Source organism: Psychrobacillus sp. Z3-81 (genome assembly GCF_056620325.1).
Map to the genome: position 1 here is coordinate 1 of NZ_JBWQPU010000015.1, position 25,375 is coordinate 25,375.

Genomic DNA, 25,375 nt, shown 5'->3' on the forward strand with positions numbered 1-25,375 from the left:
CAACTGTCCCTAAAAGCCCGATTGGTTCAACTAATGATTGGTGGGGGATGAAAGAATACCCCCACCAATCAAAGTTTAACTTTATGTGAATGAAGGGAATTTGGGAAGGGCAATGTAAGGATAAGGGAGGAATAAGCTTGACGAAGATGAATCTAGGAATTATAACGGCATTTTCTGCAATTGGAATTGCACAAGGATTAAAAATTTTTACTTATAAGAAAAACACGGGAAAATGGGATTTCAAGCAAGCATTTACTACAGGTGGAATGCCAAGCTCCCATTCAGCCGGAGTTTCAGCATTAGCTTCCTATATCGCAGCCAATAAAGGAACAAGGCATACAGAAACAGCTATTGCGGTTATTTTTGGTATTATCGTCATGTATGATGCACAAGGAATCAGGAGGCACACTGGTGAGATTGCTCAACTGGTGAACGATTTAGAGGACCATGTTGCTGAGTTATCAGGAAATTTTCCGAGCTTTGAGTATGTAGAGGGAGAGGGCGAACTAAAGGAGCTTCTTGGACATCAACCGATTGAAGTGGCAGCTGGAGCTTTGTTAGGTGTAGCCTTAGGGGTTATCACAGCAAAATTAGAAGGATAAAATCTGGGTATGCAAATCTTTTTGGTACAAATAAAATTCCGGGGTATTGTAGTAAATAAAATACCGACTGCTATACTCCCGGAATGTATCCTTTTTATTCTTCATTTTGGCTATATGTTTTCGTTTCTCCCTCGTGAAACTGGACATCTAACTGGATAGTACGTTCTTTTTGGATATCAAATGATTCCTTCACCTTAGTTAATACCTCTTCCTCTTCCATGTCAGGAGTTAGATTTAGCTCATTGAATACTGGTGCGAGTAAATCTAAGGCTTCGTCACCCTCTGTGTTTACTCCCTCTTGCATATTTTTATAGACAACTAGGCTGGAGTCACCTTTATATTCAACTGTAATCGCTTTTTCATTTTCCTCTGTCGCAACGGTTAGATTAAACTCTTCAAATGTAAATTTATCTTCTTCAGCAGAATCAGCCGATTTTTGGTCCTGTGTGTTTGGCTTGATCACGTCGGTTTTTAATACGTTTTCTTCCGCTTCATTGTTATTATCATCATTATTACATGCACCTAATAACAAAATCCCAGAGAGGATTATACTTACTACCATCGTCTTATGAATATTTTTCATCCTATTTCTCCTTTCTATAAGTACTCACTCTTTTAATAACCAGTTCGCCCATGCTCTAAACAAATAATGAGCTTCTGCCCTTGTTTATGAAATTTGGAAAATAGGGTATAGATAAAGAAATACTTTACGAGAAAGGATGTATGCAGAATGCTTACGTATACCGAAATAACATCGATGGAGCAATGGAAGAAACTGATGCAAGAGTCTGAGGATAAAAAAATACTTATTTTTAAGCATAGTACGACTTGTCCAATTAGCGCTAATGCATATGGGGCATTTGCTTCTTATCAGTCACCAGTAGATAAATATTTAGTAAATGTTATACAAAGTCGGGAGGTATCTAATGCGGTAGCGAAGGATTTATCTATCCAGCACGAATCACCTCAAGCGATTGTAGTAGAGAATGGAAAGGGAATATGGAATGCCTCCCATTGGGATATAACAGGAGAGGCATTGGACGAAGCAATCAAACAATAGAGAAGACCTAAAAAAAGCGGATCAAAATAGCACTTGCGACTTTAGTGATAGTCGCAAGCGCTTTCTTCTTTTTGTGAACAGGCAATTAGGCAAAATAAGTTACCACTCGTAAAACGATAGTATATACATCTTTTTGTCCTCGTTTCCCCTGTAGACTCTACTTTCATTCATAATAGTCTTCCAGCCACAAAGACTCAAAACTATTCTCTTAGTTTAGATAGATACGGGCTAGGGTAACAGATGAATGGGAGAACATTCTTGATTGAAAAAGACCTTGTAGGGTCGAAATAAAAGGAGGATACGAAATGTTCGATGATTTTTATTGGAGAAGTACACTTTCCTTTTTACCAGAATTTATTTTAGCTTTAGTGGTTTTATTGATTGGTTTTGTTGTTGCAAAAGTGTTGGAAAATGCAACATATAAACTACTGAGAAAATACCGAGTGAACGAACGCCTCGGTAATACACGAGAAGGTTGGTCAGTAGAAAAGATTGTGAGCAAAGTAGTTTTTGCTATTGTTCTTTTATTTGCCTTTATTCTTTTCTTTAGTATTTTAAATATGAATACGATCGCTTCTCCTTTTATGAATATGTACACTGGCTTAACTGATGCGGTACTAAATATCTTAAAGGCCGGACTTATTCTATTGCTGGCATGGGTGTTAGCAACCGTAGTAAAAAAAGTTATTAAGATGGCAGGAAATAAATTAGATTTAAACAAATATGTACAAAAAGCTGGCACAGATGCTGGCAAAGTGGATCAAGCGAAATGGACTGATACGGCTGCTAATGTCGTATACTACCTTATTTTCCTGCTTTTCATTCCAGCAGTTCTGAGTGCATTAGGTATAGATGGTTTAAGTGGTCCGTTCGAAGGGATGGTTGCAAGCTTCATCACTTTCATCCCGAAGCTAGTTTCAGCAGCAATCGTCTTTGCTATTGGCTGGTTTGTTGCGAAGCTTGTAAGAAACTTAGTAGAGAAATTTCTTCAAGCTGCTGGTACGGATCGATTAGCTGACAAATTAAAGATTTCTAGCTTCCTAGAGGGTACAACTCTTTCGAAGGTAGCGGGTATCATTGTATTTGTCTTAATATTAATTCCTATTTCGATTACCTCATTAGAGATTTTAGATCTAGAGGGTATTTCAGCACCTGCAATTAATATGCTGAATCTCATACTTGCTATGCTACCTAAGATTTTTGTCGCAATTCTATTAATACTCATTGGACTTGTTGTGGCTAAGTGGATAAAAGATATGGTTGTCTCCTTGCTTGAAAAACTCGGAGTGAACTCTCTTTTCGGTAAGATGGGCTTCAAGGGAGTTGGAGGGAAATCACCTTCTTTTGCTGCTATTATTGGCACAATCGCTCAGGTAGTGGTGATTCTTTTATTTGTTGGAGAGGCACTACAGCTTTTAGAGCTAGACTTTATGGTGACATTGGTAGCTGCGATCTTTGCTTATTTACCTCATGTGCTTACGGCTGTCGTAATACTTGCAGTAGGATTCTGGTTAGCTAATTTAGTGGAAAGAATTGTTGGAAGCTTGATGACTCATGCTTCAGGCTCTCCTCACTTTTTACGCTATGTAGCTAAATATGCTATTTTAGCATTTGCCTTTTTTATGGCCTTAAGTCAATTAGGAATTGCAGCTTCTATTATTAACTCTGCATTTATCTTAATACTGGGTGGTCTGGCACTAGCATTCGGTCTGGCATTTGGCTTAGGAGGACGAGAGCATGCCGCTAGATACCTAACGAAGATGGAAAAAAGCATTCAAGATGCAGAGGTTTCCAAGGAAAGCATGATTCGAGAAAAAGAAGGAATGAAGGAATCCTTTAAGGAAAACTTTCAAAGCCCAGAAGAAAAAGAAAAAAGCTTAAGAGGTAATAATCCACATATAGATGAAATCAAGCCGGTGGGAGATTTTGATGCAACTGCTGCAAATGAACCACCAAATCCAATGGACGAGGCCTTTGAAGAGGACTCTCCTGATACTGGGTACAATCAGCGTTCAACCGATGATTTCCATCCATATGACGATTTACCACCGAACAATAAAGAATAACATTTTCGCTCCAGTCTATGAAGGCTGGAGTTTTTTAGAATAAATGATAATAGATTGCAGGGATGGTAAAATAGATAAAAATGGTATTGGGAGGCTGGGGAAATGATGGAGCAAGTGTTTATAGTAGATGGTGCAAGGACCGCTTTTACAAGCTTTGGTGGAGCCTTTGCACAAACAAAGGCAGATGAACTCGGAGCAGAGACAGCAAAAGAGGCGTTAAGGCGTTCTGGAATTAGTCCAGAAGAGGTAGACCATGTTCTATATGGGAACGTGATTCATTCGAGCACAAATGCTTCTTTTCTAGCAAGGCATATTGCACTAAAGGCAGGAATTCCAGTAATTGTACCTGCCATGAATCTGAATCGATTATGTGGATCTGGCTGTCAGTCCATTATTTCTGCCGCTCAGCTGATTAAGCTTGGGGAAGCTGGCATCGTGCTATGCGGTGGTGCTGAAAATATGTCCATGGCTCCGTATGCGAATTTTGATGCGAGGTTTGGAGCTGCAAAGATGGGGTCTATGACATTTGAAGACATGCTTCAGCGGACGTTAACGGATGAATATATCGGAAAAGGTATGGGAATGACAGCTGAAAAGCTAGCACAAGACTATGGAATTACGAGAGAAATGCAAGATGAATTTGCTCTGCTAAGCCAAACGCGTGCCACTAACGCACAGCAGGAGGGCAAATTTGAAGAGGAAATAGTAGGCGTAGAGGTGCGGAGTAAGAAGGGGGCCGTGTTGGTAGATAGGGATGAATACATTAAGTCACAGGTCACGATGGATAAGCTTCAAAAATTATCTCCTGCATTTTTAAAGGATGGTACCGTCACTCCAGGAAACGCAAGTGGTATTAATGATGGAGCGGCTTCTTTAGTAGTCGCAAGTGAAAAGAAAGTGAAAGAACTGGGCTTACATCCAGTAGCCCGCATTGTTTCTTGGGCGGTTGCAGGTGTTGATCCAAACGTTATGGGAATCGGTCCAGTACCAGCTATGAAAATGGCTTTGGAAAAAGCAGGTCTTTCACTTGAGGACATAGATTTAATAGAAATCAATGAGGCATTTGCTGCTCAATATTTAGCGGTAGAAAAGGAACTGGACCTTGATAGGGAGAAAACGAATGTCAATGGCGGAGCAATCGCACTAGGTCATCCAGTTGGTGCGAGTGGCACGAGAATTGTTCTTTCGCTTGCTTATGAATTAAGAAGAAGGAATTTGACCTATGGAGCAGCCAGCTTGTGTATCGGTGGAGGGCAAGGTATCGCAATGATTATTGAACGTGTGTAACCTATGGAAATTTGAGGACTATTGAAAGAATGATAGTTAAGATGATCGTGGAGGGGGCTAAGAAATGAAAATTGGTGTTTTGGGTGCCGGGACAATGGGGAGCGGCATTGCGCAAATAATGGCAACAGCTGGATACGCAGTGACAATGTGTGATATTAACAATGAGAGCTTGGAAAGAGCGGCAAAAGTGATTGAAGAAAATGTTAAAAGGGTGAACAAAAAACAAGAAAAAAATCTGGAAGAAGCAAGTAAAGTCCAGGAGAGAATAAGGTTCACTTCTAACAAAAATGATCTTGCTGATATGGATATTATTATCGAAGCAATCATGGAGAATATTGAAATCAAGAAACGGGTGTTTTCCGAGCTAGATGCCATTTGCGAGGGTAAAACTATCCTGGCATCTAACATATCGGGCTTTAGCATTACAGAACTGGGTGCGTCTACAAACAGACCAGAAAAGGTAATAGGCCTTCATTTCTTCAACCCTGTTCCTGTAATGAAGCTAGTAGAGGTCATTCGGGGTTCAGAGACGTCGGAAGAGACTTATCAGAAGTCATTAGAAGTAATAAAGAATACCGGAAAAGAGAGTATATCTATAATAGATTCCCCGCTTTTTGTGGTGAATCGAATTCTTGTACCAATGATCAATGAAGCAATATTTGTACTAGGTGAGGGTATTGCGACAGCTGAAGATATAGACAAAGGGATGGTGCTAGGGACAAACCAGCCAATCGGACCCTTAGCCCTGGCTGATTTAATTGGCTTAGATACTTTGCTTTGTGTAATGGAAACGCTGTTGCAGGAAACAGGGGACTCCAAGTATCGTGTTGCTCCGCTATTAAAGAAGTATGTGAGGTCTGGTCGTTTGGGACGTAAGACGGGCAGAGGCTTTTACGATTACAATTGACTTATACGACTGTGAGAAGAAATGATAGCACTTATGACAACTAGTCATAGGTGCTTTTTTTATGCCAATCAAGTCCTGACGAGCGAAAGCTCAGTGGATGCCCGGTTACTCAGACCTTACCGAGTGAGAGTAAATTGCTTCTGAACGAGAGTAAAGTCCGGCTGAACGAGAGTATTCCCCCTAAATGAGAATAAATTGCTCCTATCCGAAAATAAATCTTGCCTCTCAGAGAGTAAATATACCTTGAACGAGAATAAATCCCCTGTGAACGAGAGAAAGGAGTATCGCTCTTTTGGTCCTGCGGCTTCCAGGTTAATCGAATCTTGCCAAGTGAGAGTAAGTTGCTTCTGAACGAGAGTATAGTCTGACCGAATGAGAGTATTCCCTTTTTCTCGGGCCAACTTAGGTTATTTGAGCGTCAATTTACGAGTGAAAGCAGCTTCCCCTCCTAATCCAGCGGATGCTCGGTTACTCAGACCTTACCGAGTGAGAGTAAATTGCTTCTGAACGAGAGTAAAGTCCGGCTGAACGAGAGTATTCCCCTTAAATGAGAATAAATTGCTCCTATCTGAGAATAAATCTTGCCTATCCGAGAGTAAATATATCTTGAACGAGAATAAATCCCTTGTGAACGAGAGAAAGAAGTATTCACCTTGTGACGATAGGATGAATCGGTTGAATAAAAATATATTGAAAAATTATGTATTCAAGTATCTTTGTACTGAGATATTAGTTTGAATTTTTAGAATAAAAATGAATCAAATTTATCAGTTTTAATTTATGATAATAAAATTTTGATATAAATAAAGTTAAATATATATTTATTAATAAAAATATGACTACCAATTTTAGAGAATGAAATTTCGTGACAAAAGTCTTTGTGTGGAAAGTTCTATTAAAAGTTAGACTATTCTGATGAAACTTTGACTAGAAAGAATTGGGATGTTATTTATTATATGAGTGATATATATGGTTGTTCATGTAATAAATGGAATTTAGCTATTATTTGAACGTTGCTTTGAAGTAGAGGTTAATTCAAGGGGAAGTTGGCAATGCAAACATACAAGCACGTGGGGTATGTGTAATTTTGTTTTCTGAGGGAAGGCTCCAAGCCGAATAGTTATTACCCGTCTTACCTTCTGTTAAACCTAACAAATTATATAAATTTGGGAAATTTCTATTTTCCTAGGTTTAAGAGGTTAGAATACGGGGGAATAGACTAATAGAATTGGATGTATTTAGTAAAAAAAGAAGAAGATAGACGCTCTTTGTCGCTGTCTTGTTTGAAAAAAGAAATGTTTGTTACTTATTTGTTAAATAGTCGATGGCGTGTTTAGGAGATTAGGTGGGGAAGTACCTGTCTAGGTTAACCTTACATAGTTAATCTTTACAGTTATTTTATAAATTTAAATTCAATGAAAAGGGAGATGTATGGAATGTCAGGAATTATTCGCGTAACACCAGCTGAGCTTGATGCAATGGCATCACGTTACAGCAACGAATCTAGCGAGGTAGCTTCACAGATTGGACGTCTTGATGGAATGATTTCAGAGCTTCAATCTATGTGGGAAGGGGCTTCTAGTGCAGCCTTCGCTGAACAATATGAAAGATTAAAACCTCATTTTAATGATATGCGAGAGCTTTTAAGTGAAATTAGTGTTCAATTAAGTCGTACTGGTCAAGCTCTTCAGGATGCGGATCAGCAAATTGCAAGCCAAATCAGAGGATAATCTGGCTATATGCAAAAATTGCAAAGCGTCATTCCATATTGGGAAGACGCTTTTTCCTTCATTTTCAGGCGTTACCTTTATCCTATTAGCTTTAGAGGTGAAAAAGATGTATATAGAAATAACGGTAGATCTTTCTAAATACAAGGAAGAAGTGTTGGATATTCGATTATCTAACTACTATACCTTGAAGAAAATGATAGATATTGCTTGGCAGGCAGCTACTATCAAAGACACACCAAGAGAGGGCTATTGGGTTCGTGTCGTGAATAAAGACAAATTATTCCCTGGATACCTTACTATATCGGAATGTGGCATTACTACTGGCGACCGGCTTGAAATTATTTAAAGGAGCTATGGACGATGGCTGTTAACTCTTATACATACTTTAAAAATAGAATTGGCGCTGAGATAACGGAAGAGCCAAAGAAGACCACATTTGTCTTTCAAAAAGAAAGAGTTGGGTTTAAGCGGACGGAGGAAGTCATTTTCCTTCAAGAGGTCAACCCCAAAATTCGCAAGGAAATTATTATTACGGAGAGTGAGTTGATACTGGAGGCAGAGATTCCAGAAGGGTATCAACGATTTTCGAATATACATCAAGAAGAGGTAAAAGCGCGCTGGATGTTTGGATACCAGTTGGTTGAAGCCGTCGAAGCACATTCATATCCTCGACTAAACCAAATTATAAGTCCTGAAAATATTATCTATAACAAAGGGATGGCACCTTCCTTTTTGTATTATGGGGTAAGCGGCAGCCTACCTCCATTCGAAGCAGATAAAGAAAGAGAATGGCTTGAAACCAAGGCGGTAGTCGCAGCAGCCATTGATAATTCCTTTACCTTTGATGATTATCTAAAATACTCTGAGATTTTAGAGTTGAAGGATACTGGGAAGACAATCATGTCCATGGAGGATAGTCAAGCTCTTCTAAATTACATAGCAGTTCAGATGGAGCAGTTAGAGGAAAAGGAAAAGAAAAATGTACAAATTCCTCAAAAAAAGTGGCGAATCACGAAGTATCTAGCCATTGCACTAAGTGTCTTAATGATCCCGGCAATTGTCTTTACTATTTTGTTTTTTGTCCATGAACGACCTAAAAATATCGCCTTTCATAACAGTCATTACTACTACTTAAATCAGAATTATAGCCAGGTAGTTAGTACACTTGGAAAGTATAGCGTGGATTCTATGCCATATGTCGTGCTTTATGAATATGCTTATTCATCTGTAACAAATGAGCGACTGGATGAGGAACAGAAAAAGAATGTTTTAGCGAATATCACCTTGCGTACAGAAGAATCTTATCTGAAATATTGGATTTATATAGGAAGAGGAGAAGCAGAGGAAGCGGTAGATATAGCGCGAGCGATGGAGGATGGGGAACTAATCACATATGGTCTGTTGAAACGTAGAGAAGAAATCAAAGCGGATGACAGTCTTTCTGGTGAAGAAATGCAAGAGCAAATCACGGAGATTGATCGAGAAGTAGAAGAATATGAAAAGCTAATGGAGCAAGAAGGAATGGAAGAGGAAGAATAGCTCCCCAACTAGGTATTGGAAAGAAGGTGTTTGCATTTGATGCATCTATGGGTTTTTTATGGAGACGTTTATCAGAGAGTCCCGCTAGAAGAGAAAGAGGGAGCTATTATTCGAATCGGTCCATCTATTGAAGATGATGTGACCGTACTATCTTATCCTTTTATTCACGGCTCTATTAAGCTGATAAAAAGTGGAGAAACTTTTGAAGTATATGATGGAGATAGACAAACAGGGGTGTTACACCTAGGGAAGGAACTGCAGGTAGAGCAGAAGGAAAAAATGATACGCTTATTTATTTCACGTAATCCCTTATCTGCTAAAACTTACTATATAGACTTTGAGAATGAAGTTACGTTTGGAGGTAATGCTTCAGACGCAACTTTTACATGGAAGGAATCTGTTTATCCCTATGCAGAAGGAGGTAATTTCTCTCTTAATAAAGTAGCAGGTGGTTGGATTATTAAAAGAGATATTAATTGTCCATTGTATCTCAATGGTTATAGATGTGAATCTAATCAGCTATTGAGTATAGGAGATGTTTTACAATGGTCCCTTATAGAATTCCGTTTGGTTGAACGAGACATGCTAGAGGTAGTTTCCGCTGTAGACTATGAAAGTGTATTACCCGAAATAGAAGTTCCGAAATCAGAAGTTTTGCAAAAGTATCCAGATTACCGTAGAACACCTAGGATGATTTATGATTTGCCAGATGAGAAGGTATCCATTACCTTTCCTTCGCAGGAGTCCGAGGATTCTAATAGAGGGTTGCTAACAGCGATTGCAGCTCCTCTTGTCATGCTTATAGTCATGGGTACTATTTCCATCATTTGGCCAAGAGGAATTTTTATCATTATCTCTATTACGATGTTTATTGTCGTGATTATTAATACGACCGTTCAATATGTGAAAGACCGCAAAAGAAGAAAACAACGGGAAGAAAAGCGAGTGAGAGTTTATACGGCATATTTAGAAAACCTCCGTGAGGAAATTCATGAGCTATCAGAGAAGCAAAAGTACGTACTTGCTTATCATTATCCTCATTTTGAACAGCTCAAGGCACTGACACAGAAGCTTTCTGGGCGAATTTGGGAAAGGACATTAGAAAGTCACGATTTTTTAGAGTTTCGACTTGGAGCAGGGACAATACCATCAAGCTTTGAGATTAAGCTATCGTCCAGTGATTTGGCTAATAGGGAAATAGATAATTTGCTTGAGCAAGCGCAACGAATTGAAAAGGTCTATAAAGAAGTGCCAAACGCACCAGTAACGACGAATCTCTCTGACGGTATTCTCGGATTAATAGGAAAAGAGACTATTATTAAGCGAGAAATTCAACAAATTATAGGACAGCTTGCCTTTGCGCATAGCTATCACGATGTCCGATTTATTTATATTTTTAAGCATGAAGAATACAAGGAATTTGAATGGATGAAATGGCTGCCTCATTTTATGATTCCCAATATGCATGCAAAGGGTTTTATTCATAACGAGGAAACAAGAGATCAATTATTGTCCTCTCTCTATGAAATGATACGGGAAAGAGACATTTCCGAGGATAAAGGAAAAGTTACTCATTCGCCACATTTAGTGTTCATCGTGTCTAATTATTCTTTAATTGCAGAGCATGTAATTTTGGAGTTTCTAGAGAGAAAGAATACGCAAGAGTTGGGTTTCTCTGTCATATTCACAGAGACTGCAAAGGAAAGAATTACGGAGAATGTCCACACGCTTGTACGCTATGTGAATGAACGAGAGGGAGATATTTTAATTGAAAAAGGAAAGGCAGTAAATAAATCCTTTCAGCTCGATTCCTATGAACCAACCACCAATGAAAGATTTGCTCGTACGTTGAAGACGTTGAATCACCAGGTAGGTATGACGAATTCTATCCCGAATTCTGTAGGATTTTTAGAAATGTTTGGTGTCAAAGATGTGGAAGAAGTACCAATTGATCGATTTTGGAGAACAAACGAGTCGGCAAAATCACTTGCAGTTCCAATTGGCTTGAAAGGAAAAGAAGAGCTAGTTCATCTGAATTTACATGAAAAGGCACACGGACCTCATGGTTTATTAGCAGGGACAACTGGGTCCGGTAAGAGTGAGTTTCTCCAAACGTATATTTTATCGCTTGCAGTCCACTTCCATCCTCATGAGGTGGCGTTCCTGTTAATTGATTATAAGGGTGGAGGAATGGCGCAACCATTCAAAGGGATTCCGCATTTACTTGGAACGATTACGAATATTGAAGGAAGTAAAAACTTTAGTATGAGGGCTTTAGCCTCTATTAATAGTGAGCTAAAGAGAAGGCAACGGTTATTTGATCAATATGGTGTTTCTCATATTAATGATTATACAAGGCAGTATAAGAGTGGAATTGCAATGGAGCCACTCCCACACTTATTCCTAATTTCTGATGAGTTTGCTGAACTAAAGAGTGAAGAGCCAGAATTTATTCGTGAGCTTGTGAGTACTGCGCGAATCGGACGAAGCCTTGGGGTACATCTAATCTTAGCGACTCAAAAGCCAGGCGGTATAATCGATGACCAAATCTGGAGTAACGCACGTTTCCGTGTTGCCCTGAAAGTTCAGGATGCAGCAGACAGTAAGGAAATCTTGAAAAATAGCGATGCTGCTTCTATCACGGTTACTGGTCGAGGCTACTTACAGGTTGGTAATAATGAGGTTTATGAATTATTCCAATCTGCGTGGAGTGGTGCACCTTATATGGAGGAAACGTTGGAGGGAGAGGATGACGTTTCCATTGTCACGGACCTAGGACTGCTTCGTTTATCCGGAATTGAAACGGTACAGAGTAAGAAGAAAAGCAATTTAACCGAAATCGAAGTGGTTACCTCTAAAATTGCAGAGTTGCAACAGAAGCTGGGAATCTCCAAGCTTCCGAGTCCTTGGCTGCCACCTTTAGAGATGCGCATCGAACCGCCAGTTGGCTGGGGTAATCAGGAGGAGGCATTCCCAATAGGTATGATCGATGAGCCGGAGAAACAGGCACAGCTATTATATAGCTATAGCTGGAAAAGAGATGGAAATGTAGGGGTTTTCGGTTCCTCGGGGTATGGAAAATCTTATACTCTTTTGTCTCTATTGCTCGGCCTTAGTCATCATCTATCTCCAACGGAAGCTCATTTCTACCTATTAGATTATGGCAATGGTTCATTACTGCCGTTGAAACAGCTTCCGCAAACGGCAGATTATCTAACGATAGATGAGGTGCTTAAGCGAGGTAAACTCGTGAAGCTAATAAAAGAAGAAATAGCGAAGAGAAAGGTTGCATTTCAGCAAGCAGAGGTAAGTAACATTCATATGTATAATGTCGTTTCTGAAGAAAAATTTCCTCTACTCTACTTGGTGGTCGATAACTTTGACATTGTACGAGAGGAAATGGAAGAGCTAGAGGCACAGCTCATTCAGTTCGGACGAGATGGACAGTCTTTAGGTATTCATTTATTCATTTCTGCAACAAGAGTTCAATCCGTTCGACAATCTCTCATGAACAATTTAAAAACGAAAATAGTTCACTATTTAATCGACAGCTCCGAGTCTTATAGCATTGTCGGAAGAGTACCGTTTGATTTAGAGCCTTTTGCTGGAAGAGCAATCGTAAAGAAAGAAGATGCAAAGTTTGCACAAATGTATCTACCAGCAAGTGGAGCAGACGACTTTGAAGTATTAGAGGCAGTGAAAGCGGTAGTTCAGCAGTTGAAAGAGCACTATAAAGAGGCTCCATCTCCAGCTCCTATACCGATGCTGCCATTAGAACTTCATTCCGATAATTTTATGGAATACTTGCCTGCTGAAGAGCTTCGAACAATCCCTGTAGGATTAGATGAGGAAACGGTGAAGCCTGTCTTTATTGACTTCCACCGCAATCATCATTGCCTGCTAATCGGTCAGGCGCAGCGTGGAAAGACGAATACCATCAAGTGGATGATTGAACAAATGAAGAAACAGAATTCAGGATTTATCGCTATTTTTGATTCCTTTGATAGGGGCTTGTCCATGTACGCCGGGGAAACAGGCATACGTTATTTAGATACAAAAGAAGGTTTGGCTGAGTGGATTTCAGAGGTTGAGTCGCACTACGCAGAAGTGGAGCAGGATTTTGTTCGCAATATTCAACAAGGAAGAAATATTGAACTGCCTCTTTCCTATTTCATTGTAGATGGATACACACGATTCTTACAGGTTGCAGATGCAAGTGTCCAAGATCGCTTGTCCAAGCTAATGAAAAAGTATGCACACTTAGGATTTAATGTGATTGTTTCCGGAAACAATTCCGAGCTTACGAAGGGCTTCGATCCATTTACCAATGAACTCAAGCTTGTTCGTCAAGGTATGCTCTTTATGAAAAAATCAGAACAGACAATATTCGCTGTTTCTTATGAGCGAAAGGAAACAGAATTGCCTATAGGATATGCCCACTTTGTATTAAACGGAAATACCACAAAAATACTAACGCCGTTATGCAGAATTGAGAGGAAGATCATGCAATGAAAAAGACAAAAAATGTAGGGCTTTGGAAAATTGTTGCTGGTATTGTATTTATCATCGCAACGCCTATCTTATTTTTTCTGCTAATGGGTGTAAGTCCCTTAGATTTAGAAAAAGAAAATAAGAGAGTAATTGCCATTGTCAACGAAGATCAGGGACTTTTAAAGGATGAGGAGTCAGTAGAGATGGGAAAAGAGGTAGTCACTCTTTTAGGGCAGGACTCCTCATATGAATGGTCGGTTGTAGGGCGTGGAACTGCAGAAAGTGGATTAAAGTCTAACCAATACGAAGCGATTGTATATATTCCTTCAAATTTCTCAGCAAGTGTCATGTCGTATGATGAAAGCAATCCACAGAAAGCAGAGTTTACCTTTAAGCTGGATAATCAGAAAGCCGGCATCCAAAAGGAGAAGGTACTTCAGGAAATTAATGGTGCTACGAATAGGGTGAATGAAAAGATTTCTACCCTTTACTGGTCTTATATTGCACAGGAAATGGATCATATTAAAAAGGAATTTTCCAATATTCTTAAGACGGAATCAGAATTCTTAACAGCAATGGCTGGTTATTATAAGCCTGAATCGGAAGCATTAGCAGAGGAAATGACTAGACAGAAGGAGCAAATGGAGGGAATTCTCTCTACCTTAAACTCTACCAATAAATCATCTAAGCAACGGGTTGAGAACGCAGAAGTATTTGAACAGCAGATGAAAGGGTTTATTGATTACCTCCAACAGTATCGTACTTTTCAAGAAAAGCAAAAAGAGATACTGCAACAGGTACAAGATAGCAGCTTGGCCCAAATCCAGGCAGCAGCCGTTAAGCAGAATGAACAATTTGGTGAATCTATAAAGCAATTAGAGGACAATAACGAGAAATTAAATCAGGAAATTAAAAAAGTAAACGATATGGTTGCAGCGAATCAAGAAAAGTTTAACCAGCTATCTACTACCCGTAAACAGGTAGTAGATAGCCAGCTTTCAGAACTGCTAAGCGTACAAAAGAAAGCGATCGACCGTTATAACTTTGCCTTACTTCGAAGCCTGGAGAGAGATATCACCAATCAAAAGGATTCTGGGGTAAGTGGTATAGGAACGGTCGGATTGAACCCTGATGCGTTGGCCGACATAAAGGACGGTATGCTCGTTAAAATTGATGAAAAACGGACTAACGCACCACCACAGCTACACGAGGAAATTGAGAAGATAAGTGGGCTAGTAGCTGTTCTAGATTCCTTAAAGGAGAGCTTACAGGCTACAGAATCTGATTCGAGTTTAGTTTCGGAGCTTGAAAAAGTTCAAACTGAATTATCTACTCTCCATTCTGCAATAAGAGAAAAAGAAGATAATTTGTTCAGTTCTAGACAAGAGGATATGGAGGATTATGTAACTGCAACAAACAATTATACTGAGCTATTAGAAAACTATCGCTCGATTTTTGAGGAAAACACTTCCATCCGTGACGTTTTGAATAATTATCCTGCTGACTTAACTAGAATTGGCGCTGAAATCAAACAGAAGGAACAAAAATTACTTGCCCATAAAAATATGAGTGGATCTCAAAAGGAAAGGTTACAGGAGCTATTCGATAAAGGTTATTCCACAATGAATCTTAGCTCAATGCTATCTTACTACGCTACGTTGCAGCAGTTTGAATATACCTTGAATGATGACATTCAAAATCAGATAAAGGATGGCATGCTAGAGGATGAAATTTTGACCGCATTGCTAAGGGATGTGGTAACTGTGCAAGAGGATGAACTTGAAGACTGGATGCAATTAGAAGAGAGCATACCTCAAACTCAACTAAGTGTAAATGAAATGGACACCACCTTTGCTGCGATTATGTCAGGATATGAGAAGAACATAGAACAACAGCATGTTGCATTGGTAAGCGAGTTAAATTCCATTAATCAGCAGGCGAATTTACTGCTTCAACAGCTTCAAAATCCTGCAACACTAGGGAATCCAGAGCCAGCACAAGGTATAACTGAAGGAGAGGTTGCCTCGAGCGGACAAAATATTAGCAGTCAGCTTTTAACGCTTAATCAAATGATGGTTTCTCTTTCTGATAGACAAAATAGTTTAGTAGGCTATGCAAACGATTTGCATGTGAAGGCAGGAGAATTAAAGGAAACATCAGTAGACTTTACTTCCAAATGGGAAACAAATGCGACTGCAATGAATGAATTTGAAGGAGATATTCAAGAATTCCTAGGGAATACGTATGTAGATGGACAGGAAAATGGCTATGTATTTGAGCATTATGTCAATCCCCTAGCGGTAAAAGGGGAGGCTGTACTTTCTGAGTCTGCTAGCAGAGTACCACCAGTTATTCTATTTTTAGTACTTCTATTGAGCAGTCTGTTTATTGGATATTTTACGTATCAGTTAAAGGCTGGTTCTGAGGGGATGAAGCTTGCTATGGCTGGAATATTATCGCTTATAGTAGGAGCAATCATCAGCCTATACAGTATTAATATGTATGTGTTAAATGATTCTCGAGCTTTAGAATGGTCTATCTTTACTGTCCTATTACTATTAGCAGGTGCTTCTCTTATCAAAGCTGCCCTAGAATTTGGTCAAGCAGCAGGGTGGATTGCTGGAATTGCATTAATGGCTGTTTATATTATTCCTTTATTAATATTGGCAGTACCAACAATTGATGTGCCAGATGTATTATCTACCGTCTATATGTCTATCAAATACGAGCCAGAAACAAGCTTTATTTTAGGGGCAGTAGTGACGGCAATCATCGCTAGTATTATGCTGACAGTCTCCTATTTTATGGGGAGAAAAAACAATGCTACAAGGGTAGATGAGGTTCATGAAGCTTAAGCGGAATTGGTTACTGATATGGATGATTTCCTTTTTAGGAGCTTTTTCAGTAGAGGTACATGCAGAGGAGGATAATCCCTCCTCTGATTTAAATCCTTTGCAATATGAAAGCTTAAAGTTTAAAAAGAATACAGATTATCTACATGATGAAAAAAAAATAGAACTTAAGAACACATTGCCCAAAAAACAGTTTGATATTTTCTTTGATGGGAGGCAGCAGCTTCCTGAACGAGGGGATACCTCTTACTTGTTTCAAACAAGTAAGCGTGGCGAGATAAGTACGGTTTCTGCCAGATCACAGGAGCTTCAGTTATTCTCCGAAGAAGCATCTTCTTCTGTTATACAAGCATCTGACAAGATAGAGGAAGGAAGCGCCAGTAAGCTCCCTATGATCATTATCATTACTTTATTAATTTTATCAATTGGTTCCCTATTTCTATTTATTGTACCAAAGCTGTTAAAAAACGTAGATTCACCTAGAAGTGTTCAAACAAAATCATAGGAGTGGATGGTTAGCATGCTAAGTTATTATCTCGCTCTTCTAGCTAAAAAGCAGGAAGAGGTAAGACGCTTAAATACCTGTAAGTCTTCCCTATCGGGGAAGAGAGCGGATTTTCAATCTAATCAACATAAATGTCTAGAGCCACACTTGACGACAACCACCTGGCATGGCACCTTAGCGGATAGCTTTGATCATATCCGGGAGGGTGGAATTGAAGCATCGTATTTAGAAATTATGGGAAGTCAGTTCGATGCAGCTTTCACGGCAATTGATAACAAGATTGCCTCCTTAGAGGCAGAAATAGAACAAATTAAACGGATTATCGAAGAGATTCGTGCACGAGAAGCAGCGGAGGCAGCTGCAAGAGCAAAAGCTGCCAAATAAGGTGAAGGGGTGACTGTTGATGGCAGAAATTAAAATGAAATATGCGGATGTAGAGGCTAAGATTGATCAGATGAATAATGCTGGGAGCTCCTTAGACCCTTCCAAGCCAGAGCCTATTTCTGGTAACACCTTAAACGTAGTAGATAAATTAAGTAATCTATCTGATGAACTAGAAGGGGTATTGCTCCACTACCAAGAAATTTTAGCATCGAATAACCAAACTTCTACAGCGTCGGTTCAATCCATGAAAGAGACGGATGAAATGATTTCAACTGGTATTAACTCTTCAATGAATGGACCGAGACTGATGGCACATTAACAGCTGCAATGACAAATTAAAACTAGGGGATTAAAACCTGTTTCCCGGAGGTGCTCATGTGAAAGTATTGCAAGTAAGTTCTTTTAATGCTGGGCTGCAAAGAGAAAAGGAATGGCTAACAAAGCTTGAGGGAGAAATGAAGGCTATTCAACAAGCAATTGATGGATTTGTAGCTCTGGAGGATTCGCTAAAAGGGCAAGGAGGAAATGCTCTAAGGGCATTTTATAATGACTGTCACTTGCCCTTTGTCCTATTTTTTCAAGGATTTCAATCTGCTTTCCAAGACGTATTAAGCAATATGAAGGCTTCTCTTCAACAGCTGGAGCCAAGCGATGCTGGGTATATACAGCAAAGCTTTCTTGAAGGGGAAGTAGAAAATGGTTTAACGGAGATTTCTACTATAACTGGGAATCTTACTGACGAGGCAAATAGTATTATGGATACGGTAGCAGACATCGTAGGCCTGCCACATCTGAATGATAGCGAAGTGCAAAGTGAAATTAAGAATGCCAAGAAAAAGAGAGATACAACAGTCACTGACTTGGAGGCTTTTGATGCCAATCAAACTGCTGCACTAGAAGTAGCGGCAGTTGGAATCGATAGCTTAAAATCGTGGCTCAACGATATTGAATTTTTAATGGCAGAGGGGTTAGTAGGTGTTGATTTCCCGCAAGACGAGTGGAATCAAGCGCAAAGTGGTACATTAATTGGAAAATTCTACAAAAACTATCAAGCGGATTTATTAGCTAATAACCCACGTGTTACCGGGAATGATGTGGATGTATGTACACCTAACAATGCGGAAGCCTCTGGAGGTGGAGGCTTAGAAGGCATGGCTTCATCTTTTTTATCAGCTATAGGTCTGGATGCATCAGATTGGAAGGATGAGCCTATTGTTGCAGCAGCTACGTTAGCGACCTTTAGTGATTCTGGATATGCCGCTCTTAAAGAAATGATGCTAGCTAAACAAGGGTTTGGAATAAGACGTGAAACAAAAGTGACCGCTCAAGGAAAGACGAGAGTTGTCATCAAGCTAGATAGACCTGAGCTTATAGGTGTGAAAAAGAAAACTTATACAGGCGCTAATGCAACAAACTATACAAAAATCTTTAAGCGTGTAGATGCAGCAACGAGAGTGAAGGAGACATTTAAATACGCTGGCAATAAAATAGGTTTTATTGGAGCTGGAGCTACTCTTGTAGGTAATATATTCCATGGTAGTAGAAGAGGAGACACAGTTGGAGAAATTGCAGGTGAAGCTGTTAGTGATCTTGCTGTAGCAACTGCATCTTGGACCGCTAGTGCAGCAGCTGGTGCAAAAATTGGAGCCATGGCTGGAACATTTGGTGGACCTGTGGGAGTAGTGGCAGGTGCAGCGGCGGGCTTTGCAATCGGTATAATAACTACTGCTATGCTAAGTGACTACAAAATTTTTGACGCAGATGGGGATGGGAAAAAAGATTCTGTCGGAGGAATGATAAAAAGTGGCGTATCTAAGTTAGTCGGATTATTTGGATGATAGGAGAGAATGAAGATTAGTAAACACATAGACGAAATTACAAAATCCTACTTACGGTTTCAAACACCGGAAGAAAATAGATCAAACATCATTACATTTTTTTTAATCTTTTTATATTTTATTGGTCTCTTTCCCCTGATAGGGGATCCAGTTTCTATGAGTTATATTTGGTGGGCTATAATTCCCGTAATTCTCATAACTATATGGGGATTACTCTACATAATAAACCCCTATAAATATGAGAAATCTTATTATCTCTTTTTTGGGGTGTATGGAATAGTTAATACATTTGTATTCTTCTTATCTATACAGAAAATGCTTTATGTAAATATGAATGCCACTGGTAGCTATGTATGGATAAGTGGGGTTATTTTATTCCTAGCTTTAATTATTGGGATAAACATATTAAATGTGAAAGCTATTTATAGTGGTACGTATCATAAGCTCCAGCAGAAGAAAGGAATATCTGTCAGTTGGATGGCAATTGGGGGAATCGGCTACGCGCTTGGGCAACTAGTTTTGTCCTTTGCTAATTCTGACTTCGCTATAGAAATGATCATCATCGTATGTATTTCTTTTCTAAGTGTATTTACTGCCTTTTTTTCTGTTCATATTCACAAGTACTTTTACATTAGGAAGCATCTAGAGGAAGTTAAGCAGATATATCCTCAGTTTGGTTTACCGAAGGAGGAAAGATATACAAAGAAAAAGCGAAAGAAGGGGAAAAAATGATACCCAGTTTTTCACACAAGGATCTCTACTTTTTAATGCAGATAATGGATACAGATATTCTCATTGGGTTCTCCAATCCCTTTGAGGGAAAGGCTCATCACGAAATATCTCCAGAATGGAAGAAGACACGGGAAAAGCTAGAGCAGCTTCAGCTCTTAAAAATCACGGATAACGATGTACAGATGGAGGAGCAGTTCCAACGTGCATTGTGGATTATGTCACGGACAAATCTAGTAGTAGAAATCTTAAAGGATGGAAATCAAAAGAGTTATTTTTACTTTAGCAGACAAAATGTGGTGGAGTGTACGCAAGTGGAGAACGGGGAATTCACCCTTTATATGCACGGAGCCTCAGAGGATACATGGAATAATGTCATCTATCCTAGAATGCTTACTGGTGTCGAAGAGAGAAAAATACTCACGAATGAAAAGGTTTATGTGTCTCCAAGGGAGTACAATAAATGGGTAAAGGATAATAACATGCAGGCGGCAAGCGATGCAAATCCAGCCTTGAAGCAAGCATTTCAACAACGAACACACAATCATCGGATGATGCTATTTTATAAGGGTGAAACAGATTGGATGGTGGAGGGCCTCCATATATTGACATCTCCGGCTGGAAACTGGGTATTGAAGATGATGAACAAGGATGGCGTGGAACTATTAGAGGGCAATCAATCTACGAATATGGGAATTGTTTCAGCTATATTATCCTTGCTCCAAATAGTTATGGAAAAACAACAAGCGATTGTAAAATAATAAAAACGCATGTCATCTTTTATCGGATGATATGCGTTTTTATAATGGGATTTGACATTTCATAGTTGTGTTCTCACCTGAATTCTTTCAATTTGTGCTAGATTAATCGTATAGTTATTCTCTGTAATAATAAATTCTCCTCCATTGGCGTATTCCCTTTTTGCCTTTCGGATATCCGTGTCCGTCTCCAAAACTAAGCTATGTCCACCTTTAAAGGATAAAAAGAATTTATATTTTTTTGTCTCCAAATGGTCACCTCCTTTCAAAAATTGTACCATATGGTTTTATTTTTGGAAATATATTCATAAAAAGTAATTCGATTTATTTATGCTTAACTTCTAGACAGTTCATTATATATTATAAATACTAATATTCTAATTAAATTGACTTCTTTATTAGGAACACTTATATTTTAGATAATGAAATGGAGAGTGGGGAAATCACATGCTGTGGGATACATCAGAAAAGCTGAGAAAACTTTTATGTGAGCTAGTAAGCTGGAAAAGTATAACGCTAACAGAAGGGGAGAGACTGTTTGCGCCAAAGCTCATAGATAAAATGAGAGAGTTAGAATATTTTCAAAAACATCCAAGTCGATTGCAAATGCATGATGCTGGTCTAGGAAGATCGGTAGTGACTGGACTATATAAGCATTCATCTGCTGTAGATACAATCGTTATGATTAGCCATTTTGACACAGTACAAACAGAAGAGTATGGAGAGCTAGAGCCACTAGCATATTTCCCAGAGGAGCTAACAAACTATTGGATGGAGCATCCTCAAGAATTACCGGAGAGTGCCAGAGCCGATTTGAATACAGGTAAGTATTTGTTTGGACGAGGCACAATGGATATGAAAATGGGACTTGCCCTTCATATGCAGCTAATAGAAAAGGCAAGTATGGAGAAATGGCCAATCAACCTGTTACTTGTAGCTGTCCCAGATGAAGAGGTAAATTCAGCTGGAATGCGTGCTGCTGTGCCACATTTAGTAAATATTCGTGAAGAATATGGCTTACATTATAAGCTTTTCTTAAATAGCGAGCCGTCCTTTGCACAAAATCCAACGGATATAGACGAGTATATCTACTCTGGAACTATCGGCAAAATTATGCCTGCTGCTTTATTTTATGGAAAAGAAACACATGTCGGAGAGCCGATGAAAGGGATCACTGCCAATTACATTGCTTCTTATCTAACACAGCGCATGGAATTTAACCCGATTTTCAGCGAAACTGATTTAGGAGAAAGTACACCAGTTCCAGTATCTCTGCAACAAAAGGACTTAAAAATGTCTTATTCTACACAAACTCCTTACCGAGCAGTAGCCTTATATAATGTGTTTTTATTCAAACGATCAGCATTTGAAATCATGGAGCTGTTCGAGCGAGTGGCTAACGAAGCAATGAGTGCTTTAAATGAAAGCTATAAGGTAATCTGTGATAGAGAAAAGGTTTTGGGAGTAGGACCAGTAAAGGTTTTACGCTATGAGCAGCTACTAGAATATGCTAGTAACAAGCTTGGAGCAGAGAAAGTAGAGGCATTAAAGAAAGAGGTGCTATCTCAGGAAGAGTGGGATGACCGTGAAAAGTCTCTACGAATCGTGGACAATCTGATGATTGCCTGCCAAGAGTTAGCGCCAGCTACCGTTCTATTGTTCGCTCCACCTTATTACCCGGCTGTAAATACTTCCAACGACCCGCTGATAGTGGAAGCGATGGAAACATTGAAAAAGTCAGCGGAGTCCTTTAACAATACAGTTAAGCAGGTTCACTATTTTAACGGTATTTGCGATTTTAGCTACGTCAATTACCAGGATGAAGGAAACGGTTGGACAGCCTTCGAAAGCAACACGCCTGTATGGGGCGAAACGTACAGCATTCCGTTCAAAGAAATGGCTCAGCTGAAGGGGCCTGTTTTAAACGTAGGTCCTTTTGGTAAAGACCCGCATCAAAAAACGGAGCGCTTACATGTAGACAGTGCATTCGTTGAAATGCCAGTGATGCTGGAAACTTTAATAAAGAGCTTTTTCGAGACAAAATAATTAGGAAGACATCCCATATACAGTGTGGGATGTCTTTTTTTGATCGACTGACGTATAACTAGTTATTTAGAGTTAGAGAGTTCTCATTTTGTTGCGGTTATTTGGAAATGAAAAGGAAATACTTGCGGAAGGCAGCCGGTTACTTGCGCTTGGGTGTAGAATACTTGCGCTGGCTTTGATTTTACTTGCACAATTGGCTTTCTTACTTGTGAAACCGGCTGATTTACTTGCAATATGGTCACCGAAATGGTGAATCCACTCTTAGCCCATAAGAAAAGATCATGGAAGCTCCATGATCTTTATTCGATATTAGCTGATAGATAGGTTAATTCTTTCAAAGTGTCTTCATTTATGTCGAGCCCAAGCCCTGGCTTGTCAGTCAAATGGACGAAGGGAACGTTATAATTTAAGTTAGCGATATCCTTGCTAAACATCAAGGGGCCAACTAGCTCGTTGCTCAGAATATTTTTCTTGGCAAGCGCTAGGTGAAGACCAGCTGCAGATGCAACTGCCGACTCGACCATGGAGCCTATTTGACATTCGATTCCACTAGCCTCTGCTTGATGAACCATCTGAACAGCTGGATAGAGCCCGCCACATTTCATGAGCTTGATATTAATCTTGTCGGCAGCCCTTTTTTCGATTACTTCTTTCAACTCTTTATTACCATGGAGCCCTTCGTCGATCATTACCGGGATAGTGGTTTTTTGTTTAATTTCCCAAAGACCCGCTATATCGTCCGCTATTACTGGCTGTTCAATCCAGTCAATCTCTGCATCGAGTATCCTCTCTAGAACGTAAAGGGAGCGGCTGCTGTTTTTCCAGCCTTGGTTTGCGTCTACCTTTAAAGGAATGCTTGGCCCAACGGCTTCACGTACTGCCTTGATTCGCTCGACGTCCAGCTTGTGGTCTGTTCCAACCTTCAGCTTGAGTGTTTGATAGCCTTCGCGGACAGCTTCTTTGGCTTGAGTAGCCATCTTCTCGGGCGAAAGGATACTGATCACCTTTGGAATCTCTAAAGCATCATGGTATTGTCCACCCAAAAGGTTGTAGACAGGCTGACCTGTTGCTTTTCCCATTACGTCATAGCAAGCAATGTCGATTGCGGCTTTTGCAGAAGGGACGCCTAATACGAGCTTGTTCATTAGGTCATGGATTTTTTCTGTTTGAAAAGGATTGCAGCCGATTAGAGCTGGTGCAATTGTTTTCGTAAGCACGGCATAGGTGCTTTCCCATGTTTCACCGGTAACGTGCTCATCGGGAGTAGCTTCCCCATGTCCGGTAATTCCACATTCGGTCTCGATACGAACGATAATGGAAGGCATGTCGTTATAGGTATGATAGCTTACGATAAATGGCGTCACTAAGGGCAATCTGATAGCGGACACTTCCAGCGATTTAATCTTCATTGGAAGCAGCTTCCTTTAAATAGTCAATCACGCCGTTCGTAAATAATTCAACTCCCACTGGGAGCATATCTTCGTCTATATCAAACTTCGGATGATGGTGTCCATAAGGAGCTTCTGGTTTTCCTACACCGATAAACGTAAAGCTTGCTGGAATCTCATGTGAATAGTAGGAGAAATCCTCGCTACCTAATATCGGATCGATTTCCACAACCTTATCCTCACCGTAAAGGTTGATTGCCGTCTTTTGAATAAAAGAGGTCAGTTCTTTATTATTTAAAACTGGTGGATCACCGTGTATATACGTAAATTCGTAGGTTGCGCCAAATGACTTGCATACCCCATCGATGATTTCTTCCATTCGTTTCTCGATAAGGTAGGAGGTTTCTTTATTGAAATAACGAACAGAGCCAGAAGCATAAGCGGTATCTGGAATCACGTTATAGTTAGTGCCTGCTCTCAGCTCTCCTACGCTTAGTACGGCATTGTCGATTGCTGAAATGCTTCGACTAATAATCGTATGGAGCTGTGTAATGATATGGGAGATAACGAGCGTTGGATCGACTGTTTGCTCTGGCATCGATCCATGTCCACCCTTCCCATAAATCTTTATTTCAAACCGATTAATTCCTGCCATTGCTGGGCCACTGCGTACACCGATAAGTCCGCTTGGCAAAGGCTGCCACAAATGATAGCCAAATATTGCTTCGATATCCTTTAATCCATTGGCCGTAACGATTTCTACTGCGCCACCCGGCACTTCTTCCTCTGCATGTTGAAATAAAAGATGAATGGTCCCGTGTATAGAAGACTTATTATCTACTAGTATTTTCGCAACTCCTAGAAGAATAGACATATGCCCATCGTGCCCACACGCATGCATAACACCTGGGCTTTGAGAAGCAAAAGGTAAGCTGGTTTCCTCTAGAATCGGAAGGGCATCCATGTCTGATCTAATAGCTACCGTTTTACCAGGATGATCACCTTTAATAATGCCTATCACATCTTTGCCAGTCACTGTATACGTTTCAATACCTAGTTCATGCAATTTTGCGGTAATATAAGCTTTTGTTTCCGTTTCATGATGAGAAAGCTCTGGATGCTGATGTAAGTATCGACGCTGTTCGATAACCCACTGATTCAAATCGTCTCCTAATTTCATGTTGCTTCATATC

The 25,375-nt window shown here is 39.7% G+C and carries 22 protein-coding genes; 18 read left to right on the forward strand and 4 right to left on the reverse strand.

Annotation, left to right across the window (positions count from 1 at the left end; translation table 11 throughout):
• Positions 1–137: 137 nt before the first annotated feature.
• On the forward strand, positions 138–602 hold the full coding sequence (locus tag AC1ECF_RS14595; RefSeq protein WP_480390158.1) for a divergent PAP2 family protein: 465 nt from the start codon (positions 138–140) through the stop codon (positions 600–602).
• A 94-nt stretch (positions 603–696) separates the two neighbouring features.
• On the opposite strand, the gene AC1ECF_RS14600 is transcribed toward AC1ECF_RS14595, so the two are convergent.
• The gene (locus AC1ECF_RS14600; RefSeq protein ID WP_480390159.1) at positions 697–1,185 is read right to left on the reverse strand and encodes a YusW family protein; all 489 of its coding nucleotides are present in this window, start codon (positions 1,183–1,185) and stop codon (positions 697–699) included.
• A gap of 147 nt (positions 1,186–1,332) precedes the next feature.
• Here AC1ECF_RS14600 and ytxJ point away from each other — a divergent pair, with 147 nt between their 5' ends.
• The 15 genes from ytxJ to AC1ECF_RS14675 all read left to right on the forward strand — a co-directional run bounded on the left by ytxJ (position 1,333) and on the right by AC1ECF_RS14675 (position 20,751).
• Positions 1,333–1,662, forward strand: coding sequence for a bacillithiol system redox-active protein YtxJ (gene ytxJ, locus AC1ECF_RS14605; protein ID WP_480390160.1), 330 nt, complete (start codon positions 1,333–1,335; stop codon positions 1,660–1,662).
• A 305-nt stretch (positions 1,663–1,967) separates the two neighbouring features.
• Positions 1,968–3,728, forward strand: a complete 1,761-nt coding sequence (locus AC1ECF_RS14610) for a mechanosensitive ion channel (RefSeq protein WP_480390161.1) — start codon at positions 1,968–1,970, stop codon at positions 3,726–3,728.
• A gap of 105 nt (positions 3,729–3,833) precedes the next feature.
• Entirely contained in the window at positions 3,834–5,015 is a 1,182-nt protein-coding gene (locus AC1ECF_RS14615; RefSeq protein WP_480390221.1) for an acetyl-CoA C-acetyltransferase, read from the forward strand.
• Between the two features lie 64 nt (positions 5,016–5,079).
• Positions 5,080–5,922, forward strand: coding sequence for a 3-hydroxyacyl-CoA dehydrogenase NAD-binding domain-containing protein (locus AC1ECF_RS14620; protein ID WP_480390162.1), 843 nt, complete (start codon positions 5,080–5,082; stop codon positions 5,920–5,922).
• A 1,436-nt stretch (positions 5,923–7,358) separates the two neighbouring features.
• Entirely contained in the window at positions 7,359–7,652 is a 294-nt protein-coding gene (locus tag AC1ECF_RS14625; protein WP_480390163.1) for a WXG100 family type VII secretion target, read from the forward strand.
• A gap of 106 nt (positions 7,653–7,758) precedes the next feature.
• Positions 7,759–7,998 (forward strand): ESX secretion system protein YukD, encoded by a 240-nt coding sequence (gene yukD / locus AC1ECF_RS14630; RefSeq protein ID WP_480390164.1) that lies wholly within the window; start codon positions 7,759–7,761, stop codon positions 7,996–7,998.
• Positions 7,999–8,012: 14 nt separating this feature from the next.
• Complete coding sequence (gene essB, locus AC1ECF_RS14635; RefSeq protein WP_480390165.1) at positions 8,013–9,191, forward strand: type VII secretion protein EssB; 1,179 nt, start codon at positions 8,013–8,015, stop codon at positions 9,189–9,191.
• 36 nt (positions 9,192–9,227) lie between these two features.
• Entirely contained in the window at positions 9,228–13,703 is a 4,476-nt protein-coding gene (gene essC / locus AC1ECF_RS14640; protein ID WP_480390166.1) for a type VII secretion protein EssC, read from the forward strand.
• Positions 13,700–16,537 carry a type VII secretion protein EsaA gene (gene esaA / locus AC1ECF_RS14645; RefSeq protein ID WP_480390167.1) on the forward strand — a complete coding sequence of 946 codons (2,838 nt, stop codon included), beginning with the start codon at positions 13,700–13,702 and terminating at the stop codon, positions 16,535–16,537. Before essC ends, esaA begins: the two co-directional genes overlap by 4 nt.
• On the forward strand, positions 16,527–17,039 hold the full coding sequence (gene essA / locus AC1ECF_RS14650) for a type VII secretion protein EssA (protein WP_480390168.1): 513 nt from the start codon (positions 16,527–16,529) through the stop codon (positions 17,037–17,039). Before esaA ends, essA begins: the two co-directional genes overlap by 11 nt.
• Before the next feature lie 15 nt (positions 17,040–17,054).
• Positions 17,055–17,423 carry a YwqH-like family protein gene (locus tag AC1ECF_RS14655; protein ID WP_480390169.1) on the forward strand — a complete coding sequence of 123 codons (369 nt, stop codon included), beginning with the start codon at positions 17,055–17,057 and terminating at the stop codon, positions 17,421–17,423.
• A 19-nt stretch (positions 17,424–17,442) separates the two neighbouring features.
• Entirely contained in the window at positions 17,443–17,742 is a 300-nt protein-coding gene (locus AC1ECF_RS14660; protein ID WP_480390170.1) for a YwqI/YxiC family protein, read from the forward strand.
• Between the two features lie 58 nt (positions 17,743–17,800).
• Positions 17,801–19,261, forward strand: a complete 1,461-nt coding sequence (locus tag AC1ECF_RS14665; protein ID WP_480390171.1) for a ribonuclease YeeF family protein — start codon at positions 17,801–17,803, stop codon at positions 19,259–19,261.
• 156 nt (positions 19,262–19,417) lie between these two features.
• Complete coding sequence (locus AC1ECF_RS14670) at positions 19,418–19,993, forward strand: hypothetical protein (protein WP_480390172.1); 576 nt, start codon at positions 19,418–19,420, stop codon at positions 19,991–19,993.
• Positions 19,990–20,751 carry a hypothetical protein gene (locus AC1ECF_RS14675; RefSeq protein WP_480390173.1) on the forward strand — a complete coding sequence of 254 codons (762 nt, stop codon included), beginning with the start codon at positions 19,990–19,992 and terminating at the stop codon, positions 20,749–20,751. The genes AC1ECF_RS14670 and AC1ECF_RS14675 overlap by 4 nt, the downstream gene beginning before the upstream one ends.
• A gap of 59 nt (positions 20,752–20,810) precedes the next feature.
• Here AC1ECF_RS14675 and AC1ECF_RS14680 read toward each other — a convergent pair whose 3' ends face one another.
• On the reverse strand, positions 20,811–20,999 hold the full coding sequence (locus tag AC1ECF_RS14680; RefSeq protein ID WP_480390174.1) for a hypothetical protein: 189 nt from the start codon (positions 20,997–20,999) through the stop codon (positions 20,811–20,813).
• A gap of 196 nt (positions 21,000–21,195) precedes the next feature.
• On the opposite strand from AC1ECF_RS14680, the gene AC1ECF_RS14685 reads away from it, so the two are divergent.
• Positions 21,196–22,794 (forward strand): M20/M25/M40 family metallo-hydrolase, encoded by a 1,599-nt coding sequence (locus tag AC1ECF_RS14685; protein ID WP_480390175.1) that lies wholly within the window; start codon positions 21,196–21,198, stop codon positions 22,792–22,794.
• 88 nt (positions 22,795–22,882) lie between these two features.
• A complete protein-coding gene (locus tag AC1ECF_RS14690; protein WP_480390176.1) occupies positions 22,883–23,047 on the forward strand; it encodes a hypothetical protein in 165 nt (54 codons plus the stop codon).
• Positions 23,048–23,093: 46 nt separating this feature from the next.
• On the opposite strand, the gene AC1ECF_RS14695 is transcribed toward AC1ECF_RS14690, so the two are convergent.
• Positions 23,094–24,203 (reverse strand): mandelate racemase/muconate lactonizing enzyme family protein, encoded by a 1,110-nt coding sequence (locus AC1ECF_RS14695; RefSeq protein WP_480390177.1) that lies wholly within the window; start codon positions 24,201–24,203, stop codon positions 23,094–23,096.
• Positions 24,193–25,362: a M20 metallopeptidase family protein gene (locus tag AC1ECF_RS14700; protein WP_480390178.1), complete on the reverse strand. Its 1,170-nt coding sequence runs from the start codon at positions 25,360–25,362 to the stop codon at positions 24,193–24,195. Before AC1ECF_RS14700 ends, AC1ECF_RS14695 begins: the two co-directional genes overlap by 11 nt.
• Between the last annotated feature and the right edge of the window lie 13 nt (positions 25,363–25,375).

What these genes read in the sequence shown, in the direction of transcription:
- yukD (WP_480390164.1), top strand. Translation starts at nt 7,759, where the DNA reads ATGTATATAGAAATAACGGTAGATCTTTCTAAATACAAGGAAGAAGTG.
- AC1ECF_RS14675 (WP_480390173.1), top strand. Translation starts at nt 19,990, where the DNA reads ATGATACCCAGTTTTTCACACAAGGATCTCTACTTTTTAATGCAGATA.
- AC1ECF_RS14670 (WP_480390172.1), top strand. Translation starts at nt 19,418, where the DNA reads ATGAGTTATATTTGGTGGGCTATAATTCCCGTAATTCTCATAACTATA.
- AC1ECF_RS14600 (WP_480390159.1), bottom strand. Translation starts at nt 1,185, where the DNA reads ATGAAAAATATTCATAAGACGATGGTAGTAAGTATAATCCTCTCTGGG.
- AC1ECF_RS14700 (WP_480390178.1), bottom strand. Translation starts at nt 25,362, where the DNA reads ATGAAATTAGGAGACGATTTGAATCAGTGGGTTATCGAACAGCGTCGA.
- essB (WP_480390165.1), top strand. Translation starts at nt 8,013, where the DNA reads ATGGCTGTTAACTCTTATACATACTTTAAAAATAGAATTGGCGCTGAG.
- AC1ECF_RS14620 (WP_480390162.1), top strand. Translation starts at nt 5,080, where the DNA reads ATGAAAATTGGTGTTTTGGGTGCCGGGACAATGGGGAGCGGCATTGCG.
- essA (WP_480390168.1), top strand. Translation starts at nt 16,527, where the DNA reads ATGAAGCTTAAGCGGAATTGGTTACTGATATGGATGATTTCCTTTTTA.
- AC1ECF_RS14615 (WP_480390221.1), top strand. Translation starts at nt 3,834, where the DNA reads ATGGAGCAAGTGTTTATAGTAGATGGTGCAAGGACCGCTTTTACAAGC.
- AC1ECF_RS14610 (WP_480390161.1), top strand. Translation starts at nt 1,968, where the DNA reads ATGTTCGATGATTTTTATTGGAGAAGTACACTTTCCTTTTTACCAGAA.
- ytxJ (WP_480390160.1), top strand. Translation starts at nt 1,333, where the DNA reads ATGCTTACGTATACCGAAATAACATCGATGGAGCAATGGAAGAAACTG.
- AC1ECF_RS14660 (WP_480390170.1), top strand. Translation starts at nt 17,443, where the DNA reads ATGGCAGAAATTAAAATGAAATATGCGGATGTAGAGGCTAAGATTGAT.
- AC1ECF_RS14685 (WP_480390175.1), top strand. Translation starts at nt 21,196, where the DNA reads ATGCTGTGGGATACATCAGAAAAGCTGAGAAAACTTTTATGTGAGCTA.
- AC1ECF_RS14625 (WP_480390163.1), top strand. Translation starts at nt 7,359, where the DNA reads ATGTCAGGAATTATTCGCGTAACACCAGCTGAGCTTGATGCAATGGCA.
- AC1ECF_RS14655 (WP_480390169.1), top strand. Translation starts at nt 17,055, where the DNA reads ATGCTAAGTTATTATCTCGCTCTTCTAGCTAAAAAGCAGGAAGAGGTA.
- esaA (WP_480390167.1), top strand. Translation starts at nt 13,700, where the DNA reads ATGAAAAAGACAAAAAATGTAGGGCTTTGGAAAATTGTTGCTGGTATT.
- AC1ECF_RS14695 (WP_480390177.1), bottom strand. Translation starts at nt 24,203, where the DNA reads ATGAAGATTAAATCGCTGGAAGTGTCCGCTATCAGATTGCCCTTAGTG.